This window comes from Nocardia ninae NBRC 108245, assembly GCF_007990755.1.
GTDB classification, from domain to species: domain Bacteria; phylum Actinomycetota; class Actinomycetes; order Mycobacteriales; family Mycobacteriaceae; genus Nocardia; species Nocardia ninae.
Map to the genome: position 1 here is coordinate 49,899 of NZ_BJXA01000049.1, position 16,095 is coordinate 65,993.

Genomic DNA, 16,095 nt, shown 5'->3' on the forward strand with positions numbered 1-16,095 from the left:
TCGCGCCTATGTAACAAGGTCACCCTGGCGGACAGATAGTGCCAATGAGCTTTTTTGCCTGATTGATTATGAGAATTGAACCCCGAGACGCGGGCGCCACGCTGGGATAGGTGAGCGTCCTGTCCGGGTGTCGTCGGGGAGCGCTTGCGTGGTGTTCCGGAAGCGAGGTTACGGTTGGACCGGCTGGATTTCGGCGGAAACGGCGAAGCTGGTAGCGAACGGGCGCACGCTGGTTCGGACTACTTCCCGCTGTCTCCTGCACAGCTGGGCATCTGGTACGCGCAGCATGTCGACCCGCAGGTGCCGGTCAACATCGCGCAGTACGTAGACCTGCACGGTGTGCTGGATGTCGAGATCCTGAAACAGGCGAGCATCGACACCTCGCACGAGCTCGGTTCGGGCTTCCTGCGCATCATCGAACGCGACGGCGAGCCGTTGCAGTTCATCGATCACGGCATCGCCGACTACGACGACGTCACCTATGTAGACCTGCGTGACGAGGCCGATCCGGCCGCGGCCGCGATGGCGTGGATGCGGGCCGAGTACAGCCGCCCGATGGACCTGACCACCGACCGGCTGATCATGATCGCGGCGCTGCAACTGGCCGACGATCACTGGTACTGGTACTCGCGGGCGCACCACATCGCGCTCGACGGCTTCGGCGCCATGACCAACCTGAACCGGATCGCCGAGCTCTACACCGCGCGCGTCAACGGCACCGAGCCCGCCGCGTCGAAGGCGACCGATCTGCACACGCTCTATGAGCAGGAGATCGCCTACCGCGAGAGCAAGCGCTTCGGCACCGACAAGGAGTACTGGGCCGAGCGGGTCGCCGGGCTGGAGGAGGGCACCAGCCTGACCGGCCGGTCCGCCCCGCCCGCCGCGATCAACGGCATCGCCAGCGCCGCGCTGTCCGACGACCAGAACGCGCTGCTCGATGCGGCTGTGCAGCGCCATGATTCGTCGCCGGCCGGGCTGCTGCTCGCCGCGTTCGCCGGTTATCTGGCGCAGTGGAACGGCGTCGAGGACGTCATCCTGAGCCTGCCGGTGACCGCCCGCACCACCGCGGCGATGCGCCGCTCCGGCGGTGTCTCGTCCAACATCGTGCCGCTGCGGTTGCACGTCGGGCACGGCACGACCGTCGGTGAACTGCTCCAACAGGTGACTGTTGCGGTGTCCGGTGCGCTGCGGCACCAGCGCTACCGGCACGAGGACATTCGCCGTGATGCGGCCGGTGACGGCGTGGTGACCACCGAGTTCTTCGGCCCGTGGGTCAACATCATGCTGTTCCACGACGAGCTGGTGATGGGCCCGATGGTCGGCCAGCTGCACGTGCTGTCCACCGGCAGCATCGAGGACCTCGGCGTCAACTTCTACCAGTCGGTCGCGGGCACCCGCTCGCACATCGACTTCGAGACCAACCCGAACCTCTACACCGAAGACGAAGCGCGGCGCCATCATTCGCGCTTCCTCGAGTTCTTCGACCGGTTCCTCGCGGCCGACCAGGACGCCGCGATCTGGGCGCTGGACCTCACCACCGCGGCCGAGCGGGAGCGTTCGCTGCTGGAGTGGAACGACTCCGCCGAGGACGTGCCGGTCACCACGCTGTCCGCGCTGCTCGATGCGCAGATGCCGTTGGCGCCGAACAACGTCGCTCTCGACTTCGAGGGCGCGACGCTCACCTACGCCGAGTTCGACGCGCGGGTCAACCGGCTGGCCCGGTACCTGATCGCCGACGGGGTCGGCCCGGAATCGCTGGTCGCGCTGGGTATGCGGCGGTCGTTGGAGCTGGTCGTCGGCATGCACGCGGTGCTGAAGGCCGGTGGCGCGTACGTGCCGATCGATCCGGATCATCCGGCCGATCGCACCGCCTACATCCTCGACAGCGCGGCACCGGTCTGTGTGCTGACGCTCTCCGCGGATGAGCTGGAACTGCCGGAGTCGGTGCGGCAGGTGCGGATCGACACCCTGGACGTGTCGGAGTACTCCGCCGAGCCGGTGACCGATGCGGATCGGCTCGCGCCGCTGCGCCCGGACAACACCGCCTACGTCATCTACACCTCGGGTTCGACCGGTCGCCCCAAGGGCGTCGCGGTCACCCATCACGCGATCGTCAATCAGCAGCTGTGGATGCTCGACGAGTACCGGCTGACCGCCGACGACGTGTACCTGCAGAAGACCGCTACCACCTTCGACGTGTCGCTGTGGGGTTACTTCCTGCCGTTGCTGGTCGGCGCGAAGCTGGTCATCGCCGCGCCCGACGGCCATCGCGACCCGCTCTACGTCGCGGACATGATCGAGCGGCACGGGGTCACCGTGACCGACTTCGTCCCGTCGATGCTGACGGTGTTCGTCGCGCACGCGACTCCGGCGCAATGTGCCACGCTGCGCGCCGTTTTCGTGATCGGCGAGGCGTTGCCGCCGGAGACCGCCGCGGGTTTCCGCGCGATCACCTCGGCCGGCTTGCACAACCTGTACGGCCCCACCGAGGCCGCGGTCTCGGTGACCTACTGGGAGGCCACCGCTGCCGACACGGTGACTGTGCCGATCGGCATCCCGGAGTGGAATGTCTCGGTCTACGTGCTGGATTCGCGGCTGCGCCCGGCCGCCATCGGCGCACCGGGTGAGCTGTACCTGGGTGGCCGTCAGCTGGCCCGCGGGTATCGCGGCCGCCCGGATCTGAGCGCGGATCGCTTCGTCGCGAACCCGTTGTCCGCCAACGGCGAACGCATGTACCGCACCGGTGACCTGGTGCGCTGGAACGACGCGGGCACGCTGGAATACATCGGCCGCACCGACTTCCAGGTGAAGTTCCGTGGTCAGCGCATCGAGCTCGGTGAGATCGAGACCGACCTGCTGGCCCATCCGGCGGTCAGCCAGGCCGTGGTCTTGGTGATGGATACCGCCACCGGTCAGCAGCTGGTCGCGTATGTCGTTCCCGCGCCCGGACATTCGGTCGATCCGACGGAACTGACCAGGTTCGCGGCCGAGAAGCTGCCGAGCTACATGGTGCCCGCCTCGGTCATGGTGCTGGACGCCTTCCCGCTCAACACCTCCGGCAAGCTGGACCGTAAAGCGCTGCCGGAGCCGGTGTTCAGCGTGGACGAGACCAGCTTCCGCGCGCCGCGTACCCAGGCCGAGCAGATCGTGGCGGGCATCTTCGCCGACGTGCTGAGCCAGGACCGCATCGGCATCGATGACAACTTCTTCGACCTCGGCGGCAACTCGCTGGTCGCGACCCAGGTGGTCTCGCGGATCGGCGTGGCGTTCGGTACCCAGATCGGGGTGCGGGCGCTGTTCGAGTCGCCGACCGTGGCCGGGATCGCCGCCCGCGCCGAAAACGCCACCGCCACCGAGGGTGCCAGGCCGCCGCTGGTGGCCCAGCAGCTGCCCGAGCGGGTGCCGCTGTCGCTGTCGCAACAGCGGATGTGGTTCATCAACCAGTTCGACTCGACGGTGCCCGCCTACAACCTGCCGTTCGTGGTGCGGTTGCGCGGCCAGGTCGATCTGGACGCCTTGCAGGCCGCGCTGACCGACGTGGTGGCGCGCCAGGAATCGCTGCGCACGATCTTCCCCGAGTCCGGTGACGGCGGCTACCAGCAGGTGCTGCCGATGGACCAGGTGGATCTGGGCATCATGGTCGAGCCGATCGCCGAGGCCGAACTGCAAGGTGTGCTGACCGCGTTCGCGTCCACCGGTTTCGACGTCTCCCGCGAGCTGCCGATCCGGGTCCGGGTGTACGCGGTGACCGGTGGCCAGGACAACGGTGCCGCCGATTACGCGGTCGCGTTCGTGGTGCATCACATTGCCGCGGACGGCTTCTCGTTCGGGCCGCTGGCCCGCGATGTGGCCGCCGCCTACCTCGCGCGCGCCGCGGGGCAGGCGCCGAGCTGGGCGCCGCTGCCGGTGCAGTACCAGGACTTCAGCGTCTGGCAGCGCGAGCTGCTCGGCGCCGAATCCGATCCCGGTTCGATGGCGGCCCGCGAAATCGCCTACTGGCGCAGGTCATTGGCCGGGCTGCCCGACCAGCTCGACCTGCCCACCGACCGCCCGCGCCCACCGGTGCAGAGCTTCAGCGGCGGCCGGGTCAGCTTCGACATCGATGCCGAACTGCACCAGCGGCTTTCGGGCTTGGCCCGGGCCCAGGGCGTCAGCCTGTTCATGGTCATGCACGCCTCGCTGGCCGTGCTGCTGGCCCGCCTGTCCGGCACCGACGACATCGCCATCGGCACCCCGGTCGCCGGGCGTGGCGAGCAGGCCCTCGACGACCTGATCGGCATGTTCGTCAACACGCTGGTGCTGCGCTCGGAGGTGGACGGCAGCGAGCCGTTCACCGAATTCCTCGCGCGCACCAGGGAAACCGACCTCGCCGCGTTCGCGTTCGCCGACGTGCCGTTCGAGCGCCTGGTCGAGGTGCTCAACCCGACCCGCTCGCAGGCCAGGCATCCGCTGTTCCAGGTGATGCTGTCGTTCCAGGAAATGTCGCACGCGACACTGGAATTGCCCGGGCTCTCGGTCACCGCCGACGAACTCGACGTCGACATCGCCAAGTTCGACCTGCAGTGGACCGTCACCGAAGAACGTGGCGCCCAAGGTGAACCGGCGGGCATGGCCACGGTGGTCTCCTTCGCCACCGACCTGTTCGACGCCGCCACCGTCGCCGAGTTCGGCCGCCGCTACCTGCGCGTGCTCGAAGCCGCCGTCAGCACACCGCACACCGCGGTCCGCGACATCGACATCCTCGACGACGCCGAACGCACCACCGTGCTCACCGGCTGGAACCAGACCGCGCACGACCTGCCCGCGGCGACCGTCCTCGACCTGTTCCAGGAACAGGTCCGGCAACGGCCCGACGACATCGCCGTGCTGTTCGACGGCGGGACCCGCAGCGCAGGCGAGTTCGGCCCACAGGTACAGCTCAGCTATGCCGAGTTCTCGGCTCGGGTGAATCGCCTGGCGCGCAAGCTGATCGCCGAGGGCGTCGGCCCGGAAACCTTGGTGGCCGTCGGTATCCGCCGCTCGGTGGACATGCTGATCGCCATCTACGCCACCATGACCGCGGGCGGCGGCTACGTGCCGATCGACCCCGATCACCCGGCCGAGCGCACCGACTACGTGCTGGCCAACTCCACGCCGGTGTGCGTGCTGACCACCCTGTCCGATGACGTCAAGTCGGCGGACTGCCCGGTACTCGCCCTCGACACCCTGGATCTGAGCGAGTTCGGCGACGAGCCGGTCACCGACGCCGAGCGTCGCGGCCCGCTGCGCCCCGCGAACACCGCCTACGTGCTCTACACCTCCGGCTCCACCGGCCGGCCCAAGGGTGTGGCGGTCAGCCACGCCTCCGTGCTCAACCAGATCGCTTGGATCACCAGCGAATACCGCATCGGCCCGGCCGATGTGATCCTGCAGAAGACGCCGGTCACCTTCGACGTGTCGGTGTGGGAACTGTTCGGCACCTTGGCCGTCGGCGCCCGCATGCTCATCGCCGCGCCCGACGGGCACCGCGATCCGATGTACCTGTCGGAGATCATCGGCCGTCATCACGTCACCATGACCTCGTTCGTGCCGTCGATGCTCTCGGTGTTCGCCGGTGCCGCGTCGACCGCCGAATGTGCCTCGCTGCGTGCGGTTCTGGTCGCCGGTGAGGCGCTGCCGCCCGCCACCGTCACGGCGTTCCGGCAGTTCTCCACCGCCGCGATGCACAACCTGTACGGCCCGACCGAGTTCACCGTGCACGCCACCGCCTGGCACCTCAACGAGGTGGCCCCCAGTTCGGTGCCGATCGGCCGTCCCGTGTGGAACGCGCAGACCTACGTGCTCGACGCGGGCCTGGCCCCGGTCCCGGTCGGCGTGCCCGGCGAGCTGTACCTGGGCGGCGTGCAGACCGCCCGCGGCTACCACGGCCGCCCCGACCTGAGCGCGGAACGCTTCGTCGCCGACCCGTTCGGCGCGCCCGGCGCCCGGCTCTACCGCACCGGTGACCTGGTGCGCTGGGTCGAGCCGCGCGATCCCGAGGTCGGCGCCGCGGGCGTGCTGGAATACATCGGCCGCACCGACTTCCAGGTGAAGTTCCGCGGCCAGCGCATCGAGCTCGGCGAGATCGAGGCCGCGCTGCTCGACCACCCGGCCGTCACCCAGGCGGTCGTGCTCGTGATGGACACCGTCGCAGGCGATCAGCTCGTCGCCTACGTGGTCACCCCGGCGGGCCCGGTCGACATCGACAACATCAAGAACGCGCTGCATCGCACGCTGCCCGCCTACATGGTGCCGTCGGCGATCGTGGTGCTCGAGGCGTTTCCGCTCAACCCGAGCGGCAAGCTGGACCGCAAGGCGCTGCCCGCGCCGGTGTTCGAGGTGCGCGAATTCCGTGCGCCGACAACGCCGATCGAGGAGATCGTCGCGCAGATCTTCGGCGAGGTACTCGGCATCAACCGGGTCGGCGTCGACGACGACTTCTTCGAGCTCGGCGGCAACTCGCTGATCGCGACGCAGGTCGCCTCGCGCCTCGGTATCGCGCTGGACACCAGGGTGCCGGTGCGCATGCTGTTCGAGGCGTCCACGGTGGCCGCGCTCGCGGCCCGGGTGGAGTCGCATGCCGGCGACGGCGCGCGCAAGGCGCTGGTGGCCCGCAACCGCCCGGAGGAGGTGCCGCTGTCGCTCGCCCAGCAGCGCATGTGGTTCCTCAACCGGTTCGACACCGCCTCGGCGGTCAACAACATCCCGGTCGCCATCCGGCTCTCCGGCGATCTCGACGTGGCCGCGCTGCAGGTCGCGGTCATCGACGTGATCGACCGGCACGAGTCGCTGCGCACCGTGTTCCCGGAGACCAAGACCGGGCCGGTGCAGGTGGTGCTGGACGCGGCGCAGATCGTGCCCGACCTGACGCCGGTGCCGGTGACCGAGCACAACCTGATCGACCATCTGGTCCAGCTCGCCTCGATGGCGTTCGACGTGACCAACGAAGTGCCCTTGCACGCAAGGCTTTTCGAGATCAGCGAGACCGAGTACGTGCTCGGCATGGTGGTGCACCACATCTCCGCCGACGGCTGGTCGATGGGCCCGCTGGCCCGCGACGTGATGGTGGCCTACGCCGCGCGCACCTCGTGGGAGGCGCCGGCCTGGTCGGCGCTGCCCGTCCAGTACGCGGACTACGCGCTGTGGCAGCGCGAGGTCCTCGGCTCCGAGGACGACCCGAGTTCGCTGATCTCCAACCAGATTCGGTACTGGACCCGCGAACTCGCCGATCTGCCCGACGAATTGGTGCTGCCCTCGGATCGCCCGCGGCCCGCCGCCGCGTCCTATCGCGGCGGCACCTACCCGTTCGTCATCTCCGGCGAAACCCAGCGCGCGCTGGTCGATCTGGGCCGCAAGCACAACGCCTCGCTGTTCATGGTGATGCACAGCGCGCTGGCCGTGCTGCTGGCCCGCGCCAGCGGCACCGCCGACATCGCCATCGGCACGCCGGTGGCCGGGCGTGGTGAGGCCGCGCTGGACGACCTGATCGGCATGTTCGTCAACACGCTCGTGCTGCGCACCGACGTCGACGGCGCGGCGAGCTTCGCGGATCTGCTGGCGCAGGCCAGGGAGAAGGATCTGCACGCCTTCGCGCACGCGGACGTGCCCTTCGAGCGGCTGGTCGAGGTGCTCAACCCGGCGCGCTCGCAGGCCAGGCATCCGCTGTTCCAGGTGATGCTGACCTTCCAGAACACCAGGCAGGCCAGCCTGGAACTGCCGGGTCTCTCGGTCAACGGCATCGACTACGACGCGCGCCTGGCCAAGTTCGACCTGCAGCTGACTTTGCAGGAGACCCAGGACGAGCTGGGCGACGCGGCCGGCATGTCGGCCGAATTCTCTTACGCCGAAGACCTTTTCGACCCGGACACGGTGGCCGCGTTCGCGCGGCGACTGGACCGCGTGCTCGCGGCGGTCACCGCCGACCCGACGGTGCCGATCGGCGACATCGATCTGCTCGCGCCCGAAGAGCAGGCGCAGGTGCTGGTCGACTGGAACGACACCGCGCACCAGGTGCCGGCCGAGACCCTGGTCTCGCTGTTCGACGCGCAGGCCGCGGCGACGCCGGACGCGGTGGCGCTGGTCTTCGACGAGGAACGGCTCACCTACCGGGAGCTGCAGGTGCGGGCCAACCGCATCGCCAGGCAGCTGATCAAGGCCGGTGTCGGCCCGGAATCGCTTGTCGCACTGTCGATCCGCCGCTCCAACGAGCTGGTCATCGCGATGTACGCGGTGCTGCAGACGGGTGCGGCCTACGTGCCGCTGGACCCGGATCAGCCCGCCGACCGGATCAACCACATCGTGGACACCGCGCGCCCGCGGATGATCCTGTACCGGTCCGCCGACGGATTCGGCATCGACCTGCAGCGTGAGGTCTCGGTCATCGCGATCGAGGGTATCGAGGGCGTGCCGGGCATGGCCGCCTCCAGCGGCGCGCCGATCACCGACGCCGAACGCATCCGGCCACTGCGGCCGGACAACACCGCCTACGTCATCTTCACCTCGGGTTCGACCGGACGGCCGAAGGGTGTGGCGGTCAGCCATGCCGCGATCGTCAACCGGCTGCTGTGGATGCAGCACGAGTACCCGATCGGGCCCGCCGACGCCGTGCTGCAGAAGACCCCCGCCACCTTCGACGTGTCGGTGTGGGAGTTCTTCTGGCCCTTGCAGACCGGAGCCCGCCTGGTCGTCGCGAAGCCGGACGGCCATCGCGACCCCGTGTATCTGGCGCAGCTCATCGCCGAACAGGGCATCACCACAGCACACTTCGTGCCGTCGATGCTGTCGGTGTTCGTGTCCACCCTCGGCACCGAGTCCGGCGACGCGGACGGCTACCCGTCGTGGCGGCTGCGGCAGGTGTTCGCCTCCGGTGAGGCGCTGCCCGCGCAGACCGCGCAGCGGCTGCGCGAGCTGACCGGCGCCAGGCTGCACAACCTGTACGGCCCGACCGAGGCCGCCGTCGACGTCACGTATCACGAAGCGACGGACGCGGATACGGTCTCGGTGCCGATCGGCAGGCCGGTGTGGAACACGCGCGTCTTCGTGCTCGATGCCAGGTTGCACCCCGTCGCACCGGGTGTCGCGGGTGAGCTCTATCTCGCGGGCGATCAGCTGGCCGTCGGCTACCTCGGCCGCGCGGACCTGACCTCGGATCGCTTCGTCGCCAATCCGTACGGCGCCCCCGGCGCGCGGATGTACCGCACCGGTGACCTCGTTACCTGGACGGCCGACGGCGAGCTGGATTACCTGGGCCGCACCGACTTCCAGGTGAAGCTGCGCGGTCTGCGGATCGAGCTCGGCGAGATCGAGGCTGCGCTGCTCGCGCAGCCCGGTGTCGCCCAGTCCGTCGTCGTGGTGCGGACCGATCCGCACGCCGGCGATCAGCTGGTCGGTTACGTTGTCGCCGAATCGGATTCGGTGATCGACCCGGACGCGGTCAAGGCCGCCTTGGCCGAATCGCTGCCCGGCTACATGATTCCGGCCGCGCTGGTCGTGCTCGACTCCTTCCCGGTCAACGCCAGCGGCAAGCTCGATCGCAAGGCGCTGCCCGCTCCGGTGTTCGAGGCCAAGCGTTTCCGTGCGCCGGCCACCCCGATCGAGGAGATCGTCGCGGAGGTCTTCGCCGAGCTGCTCGGGCTGCCGCGCGTCGGCGTGGACGACGACTTCTTCGAGCTCGGCGGCAACTCGCTGGTCGCCACCCAGGTGGTGGCGCGGCTGAGCGCGGCGCTGGACACCGAGGTCGGTGTGCGGGCGCTGTTCGAGGCGCCGACGGTGGCCGCGCTGGCCGCCAGGGTCGAGTCGCGGGCGGGAACCGGTGCGCGCCAGGCGCTGACGGCACAGGTGCGCCCCGAGCACCCGCCGCTCTCGCTCGCGCAGCAGCGGATGTGGTTCCTCAACCGCTTCGACGCCGACTCCGCCGCCAACAACATTCCGGCCGCGGTGCGGCTGGAGGGTGCGCTGGATCTGGACGCGCTGCGTGGCGCGGTCGCCGACGTGGTCGCGCGGCACGAATCGCTGCGCACCGTCTACCCGTCCCAGGACGGCCTCGCCTACCAGCGGGTGCTGCCCGCCACCAGGGCGATCCCCGACCTGGAGGTCTTCCCGGTCGCCGAGGGCCAATTGCTCGGCGCCATGTACGAATTCGTCGAGCGCGGCTTCGACGTGACGGCCGAGCCGCCGGTGCGGCTGCGCGCCTACCAGCTCGGCGACCAGGACTACGTCCTGGTGGTCGTGGTGCACCACATCGCGGCGGACGGCTTCTCGATGCGCCCGCTGGTCCGCGACCTGATGACCGCCTACGTGGCGCGCACCTCGGCCGTCGAGCCGGGCTGGCCGCCGCTCGCGGTCCAGTACGTGGATTTCGCGCTGTGGCAGCGGCAGACGCTCGGCTCCGAGGACGATCCGACCTCGCTGATCTCCGAGCAGCTCGACTACTGGCGCACCGCGCTCGCCGGCCTGCCCGACGAGCTGCGCCTGGCCGGGCGTCCCCGGCCCGCCGTCGCGTCGTATCAGGCTGGGACACACCGCTTCCGGGTGCCCGGTGAGCTGATCGACGAGCTGAACCGGGTCGCGCACGCGCACGGCACCACGCTGTTCATGGTGGTGCACAGCGCCTTCGCGGCACTGCTCGCCCGGCTCAGCGGCTCCGACGACATCGCCATCGGCATCCCGGTGGCGGGTCGCGGCGAGCAGGCGCTCGACGACCTGGTCGGCATGTTCGTCAACACCCTGGTGCTGCGGGCCCAGGTCGACACCGACGCGTCGTTCGCCGACCTGCTCGCGCAGGTCCGCGAGCGGGATCTGCAGGCCTTCGCGCATGCCGACGTGCCGTTCGAGCGGCTGGTCGAGGTGCTCAACCCGGCCCGTTCGCAGGCGCGGCATCCGCTGTTCCAGGTGATGCTGTCGTTCCAGAACCTGGGCCGCGCGTCGCTCGAGCTGCCGGGCCTGACGGTGTCCGAGCTCGGCATCGACCAGCCGACCGCGAAGTTCGACCTGCAACTCACGCTGAGCGAGGTGCAGGGCACCGAAGCGTCGATGGACGCCGAACTGCTTTACGCCACCGATCTTTTCGACGTCGCCTTCGCGAACACCTTCGCCGAGCGCTTCCTGCGCGTGCTCGGCGGTGTCGCCGCCGCACCGACGGCGGCGGTGGGCGATATCGAGCTGCTGGACCCGGCCGAGCGCGCGCTGGTGGTCGAGCAGTGGAACGACACCGAATTCCCGGTGGACGCGGCCCTCACCTCGCCGGTCGGCGACGCCGCCGCGACCCTGGTTTCGCTGTTCGAAGCACAGGTCGCGCGCACGCCCGACGCGCACGCGGTGACTTTCGAGGGGACAAGTCTGGCCCACCCGTCGCCCGACCACCACCCCTCATCGAGTCGCGGAGCGACGCTGACATATGCCGAGTTCGCCGGTCGGGTGCACCGCCTGGCGCGCTGGCTCAAGCAGAACGGCGTCGGCCCGGAATCGTATGTGGCGCTGGGCATGCGGCGCTCGATCGATCTCGTGGTCGGTATGTACGCGGTGAACGCGGCGGGCGGCGCCTACGTGCCGCTCGACCCGGATCACCCGGCCGAGCGCACCGACTACATCCTGGAGACCGCGCGCCCCGTGTGCGTGCTGACCTCCGGCACCGACCTGGAGTCGACGGGCTCTCGCCAGGTGCGCATCGATCAACTCGACCTGTCCGAGTTCTCCGACGCGCCGCTGACCGACGCGGACCGGCACAAGCCGCTGCGCCCGGCCAACACCGCCTACGTGATCTTCACCTCGGGCTCGACCGGTCGCCCGAAGGGTGTCGCGGTCTCGCACGCGGCCATCGTCAACCGCCTGGTCTGGATGCACGCCGAGTACGGCCTCGCGGCCTACGACGTGGTGCTGCAGAAGACGCCTGCCACCTTCGACGTGTCGGTGTGGGAGTTCTTCTGGCCCTTGCAGGTCGGCGCCCGCCTGGTGGTCGCCAAGCCGGACGGCCACCGCGATCCCGCCTACCTGGCGCGCCTGATCATCGAGGAGCGCGTCACCACGGTGCACTTCGTGCCGTCGATGCTCTCGGTGTTCGTCGCCGAGGAGCGGGCGGCCGAATGCGGCAGCCTGCGTAACGTTTTCGCCTCCGGTGAGGCGCTGCCCGCGGTCACCGCGCAGCGGTTGCGCGCGCTGACCGGCGCCCGGCTGCACAACCTGTACGGCCCCACCGAGGCCGCCGTCGACGTCACCTTCCACGAGGTGACCGAGGCCGACACCAGCTCGGTGCCGATCGGCGCGCCGGTGTTCAACACCCAGGTGTACGTGCTGGATTCGCGGCTGCGGCCGGTCCCGGTCGGCGTGCCCGGCGAGTTGTATCTGGCCGGCGCGCAGCTGGCCCACGGCTATGTGGCCCGCCCTGACCTCACCACCGAGCGGTTCATCGCGAACCCGTTCGGCGAGGCCGAGCGCATGTACCGCACCGGCGACCTGGTCTCCTGGACCGCGGACGGCGAGCTGGAGTACCTGGGCCGCACCGACTTCCAGGTGAAGCTGCGCGGTCTGCGGATCGAGCTCGGCGAGATCGAGAACGCGCTCACCGCACTGGAATCGGTGGCGCAGGCGGTGGTGCTGGTGCGCACCGACGAGCGGACCGGCGACCAGCTCGTCGCGTACGTGGTCGGTAATCCGGACCGCGCGTTGGACGTCGAGTCGGTCAAGGCCGCGCTCGGCGTGCAGCTGCCCGCGTACATGGTGCCCTCGGCCTACGTGGAGCTCGACGAGTTCCCGCTGAACCCCTCCGGCAAGCTGGACCGCAAGGCGCTGCCGGAACCGACGTTCGCGGCCAAGACCTTCCGCGCACCGAGCACCCCCGTGCAGGAGATCGTCGCCGACACCTTCGCCGCCGTGCTGGGTGTCGAGCGGGTCGGCCTGGACGACGACTTCTTCGAACTGGGTGGCAACTCGCTGGTGGCCACCCAGGTGGCCGCGCGACTCGGCGAGGCGCTGGATACCCAGGTCCCGGTGCGCGTGCTGTTCGAGGCGTCGACCGTCGCCGCGCTCGCCGCCCGGGTGGAAACCGCTGCGGGACAGGGCGGCCGGGCGCCGCTGGTGCCGCAGGAGCGCACCGATCTGGTGCCGCTGTCGCTCGCCCAGCAGCGGATGTGGTTCCTCAACCGGTTCGACAACCGCACGGCGGTCAACAACATCCCGGTCGCCATCCGGCTCACCGGCGACCTCGATGTCGAGGCGCTCAATGCCGCGATCGGGGACGTGCTGGCCCGCCACGAGGCGCTGCGCACCGTCTACCCCGAGCTGGAAGGCACCGGCTACCAGCACATCCTGCCCGTCTCCGAGGTGTCGTTCACGGTCACCGCCGAGCCGGTCACCGCGGCCGAGCTGCCCGCGCGCATCGTCGAGCTGGCGAGCTACCACTTCGACGTCACCCGCGAGATCGCCTTCCGCGCACGCCTGCTCGGTCTCGATGAGCGCAATCACGTTGTGGTGCTGGTCATGCACCACATCAGCGCCGACGGCTTCTCGCTGCGGCCGCTGCTGCGTGACGTGGTCGTCGCCTACAGCGAACGCACCCGCGGCGAGACGCCCGCCTGGGCGCCCCTGGACGTGCAGTACGCCGACTATGCGCTGTGGCAGCGCGACGTGCTCGGCGTCGAGCACGATCCGGAATCGGTGGCGGCTCAGCAGATCGCCTACTGGGTCGACCAGCTGCGCGATCTGCCCGATCAGATCGAGCTGCCCGCCGACCGCCCGCGTCCGGAGATCGCCTCCAACGCCGGTGGCACGCACGGCTTCTCCGTCGACGCCGAGCTGCACGCCGCACTGGCCGAGCTGGCCCGCCGCCGCGGCGTGACGCTGTTCATGGTCGTGCACGCCGCGCTGGCCGCGTGGGCGGGCAGGCTGTCCAACAGCACCGACATCGCCATCGGCACCCCGATCGCCGGACGTGGCGAACGGGCGCTCGACGACCTGGTCGGCATGTTCGTCAACACGCTGGTGCTGCGCAGCGAGGTCGACCCGGCCGCGCGGTTCAGCGACCTGCTCGAGCAGGTGCGCCGGACCGACCTGGCCGCCTTCGGCAATGCCGACGTGCCGTTCGAGCGGCTGGTCGATGTGATCAGCCCGGCCCGCTCGCAGGCGCATCACCCGCTTTTCCAGGTCGCGCTGACCTTCGAGGCGGCCTCGGCCGCCGAGATGGGCACCGTGCAGTTGCCCGGCCTCGACCTCGACGTCGTCGAATTCGACCCGGGCACCGCCAAGTTCGACGTGCAGCTGACCGTGGGCGAGACCGCGGACGGCGCGCTGGCCATGTCCTGGAACTACGCGACCGAGCTGTTCGACCCGGAGACGGTGGCCTCGTTCGCCGACCGCCTGGTGCGCGTGCTGCAGACCGTCGCCGAGGACCCCGAGATCGCCGTCGGCGATATCGATCTGCTCGGCGAGGGCGAGCGCCTCGATGTCTCCCAGCGCTGGGTATCGTCCGGAATGGACGGCGGCGCAGGTCTTTTCGGGGATCCCGAGACCACGCTGGTGACCGTGTTCGACGCGGCCGTCGCCGCGCACCCGAACCGCATCGCGGCCCGCTTCGGCGTCGAGACGCTGACCTACAGCGAGCTGGACCGGCGCGCGAATGTGCTGGCGCGCAGGCTGATCGCGGACGGTGCCGGGCCGGAGTCGCTGGTCGCGGTGATCCTGCCGCGCTCGCTCGATCTGGTGGTCGCGCTGGTCGCGGTGGTGAAGACGGGCGCGGGCTACGTGCCGGTCGACCCGACCTACCCGGCCGAACGCATCGCCTACGTGCTCGCCGATTCCCAGCCGACCAGCGTGATCCTGGACTCGACCGTCCAGGTGACGGTGCCGGTGCACCTGCCGAGCGTGGTGCTGGACGGCTTCGCCGTGGAGACCGGCAATATCGAGGACGCCGACGACGCGCCGATCACCGACGCCGACCGGAACGCGGCGCTCTCGCCCGACCATGTCGCGTACGTGATCTACACCTCCGGCTCGACCGGCCGCCCCAAGGGTGTCGCGGTCGCGCACCGGAATGTGGTGCGGCTGTTCGCGAATACCGATCGGGACTTCGGCTTCGGCCCCGACGATGTGTGGACGCTGTTCCACTCCTACGCCTTCGACTTCTCGGTGTGGGAGCTGTGGGGCCCGCTGCTGTTCGGCGGCACCCTCGTGGTGGTCGACTACTACACTTCGCGCTCGCCCGAGCAGTTCCTGGAACTGCTGCGCGCCGAACGGGTCACGGTGCTCAACCAGACCCCGTCCGCGTTCTACCAACTTGCCGAGGCCGATCGCAACGCCGCGCCGGACGCCGCACCGCTGGCCCTGCGCTACGTGGTGTTCGGCGGCGAGGCCCTCGAACTGCGCAGGCTCTCGGATTGGGTTGCTCGCCACGGTGATTCGGCACCGCTGCTGGTCAACATGTACGGCATCACCGAGACCACGGTGCACGTGTCCTACCGCGCGCTGGACGCCGCGACCATCGCGGCCGCCTCCGGCAGCGTGGTCGGCCGGGCCATCGCCGGCCTGCGGGTGTACGTGCTCGACAACCGGCTGCGGCCGGTCCCGGTCGGTGTCGCGGGCGAAATGTATGTCGCGGGACCGCAATTGGCGCGTGGCTACCTCGGCCGCCCCGATCTGTCGGCCACCCGATTCGTCGCCAACCCGCTCGGCGGCTCCGACGCGGCGGGCTCGCGCCTGTACCGATCCGGCGACCTCGCGCGCTGGAACCGCTTCGGCGAGCTCGAATACCTGGGCCGCGCCGACGATCAGGTGAAGGTGCGCGGCTTCCGCATCGAGCTCGGCGAGATCGAGTCCGCCATCCTGGCCCAGCCGGGCATCGCCCAGGCGGCGGTCATCGTGCGCGAGGACCAGCCGGGCGATCAGCGGATCGTGGCCTACGTGGTCGCCGAGCCCGATGTGGTCCCGGTGCTCGACCAGGTCCGCGACGGCGCCGCCGAGCGGCTGCCGTCGTACATGGTGCCCTCGGCGCTGGTGCGGCTCGAGTGGATTCCGTTGACGGTCAACGGAAAGCTCGATCGGCGCGCGCTGCCCGCGCCCGCCGTGCAGGCCCGCGCCTTCCGCGCGCCC

Annotated in this window: 1 protein-coding gene; it reads left to right on the top strand. The window is 69.8% G+C overall.

Going from position 1 to position 16,095, the window contains the following annotated elements; all coding sequences use genetic code 11:
* Positions 1 to 174 precede the first annotated feature (174 nt).
* Positions 175 to 16,095 (top strand): non-ribosomal peptide synthase/polyketide synthase (locus NN4_RS28920; RefSeq protein ID WP_147138150.1); only part of this gene is annotated, 15,921 nt, incomplete at its 3' end.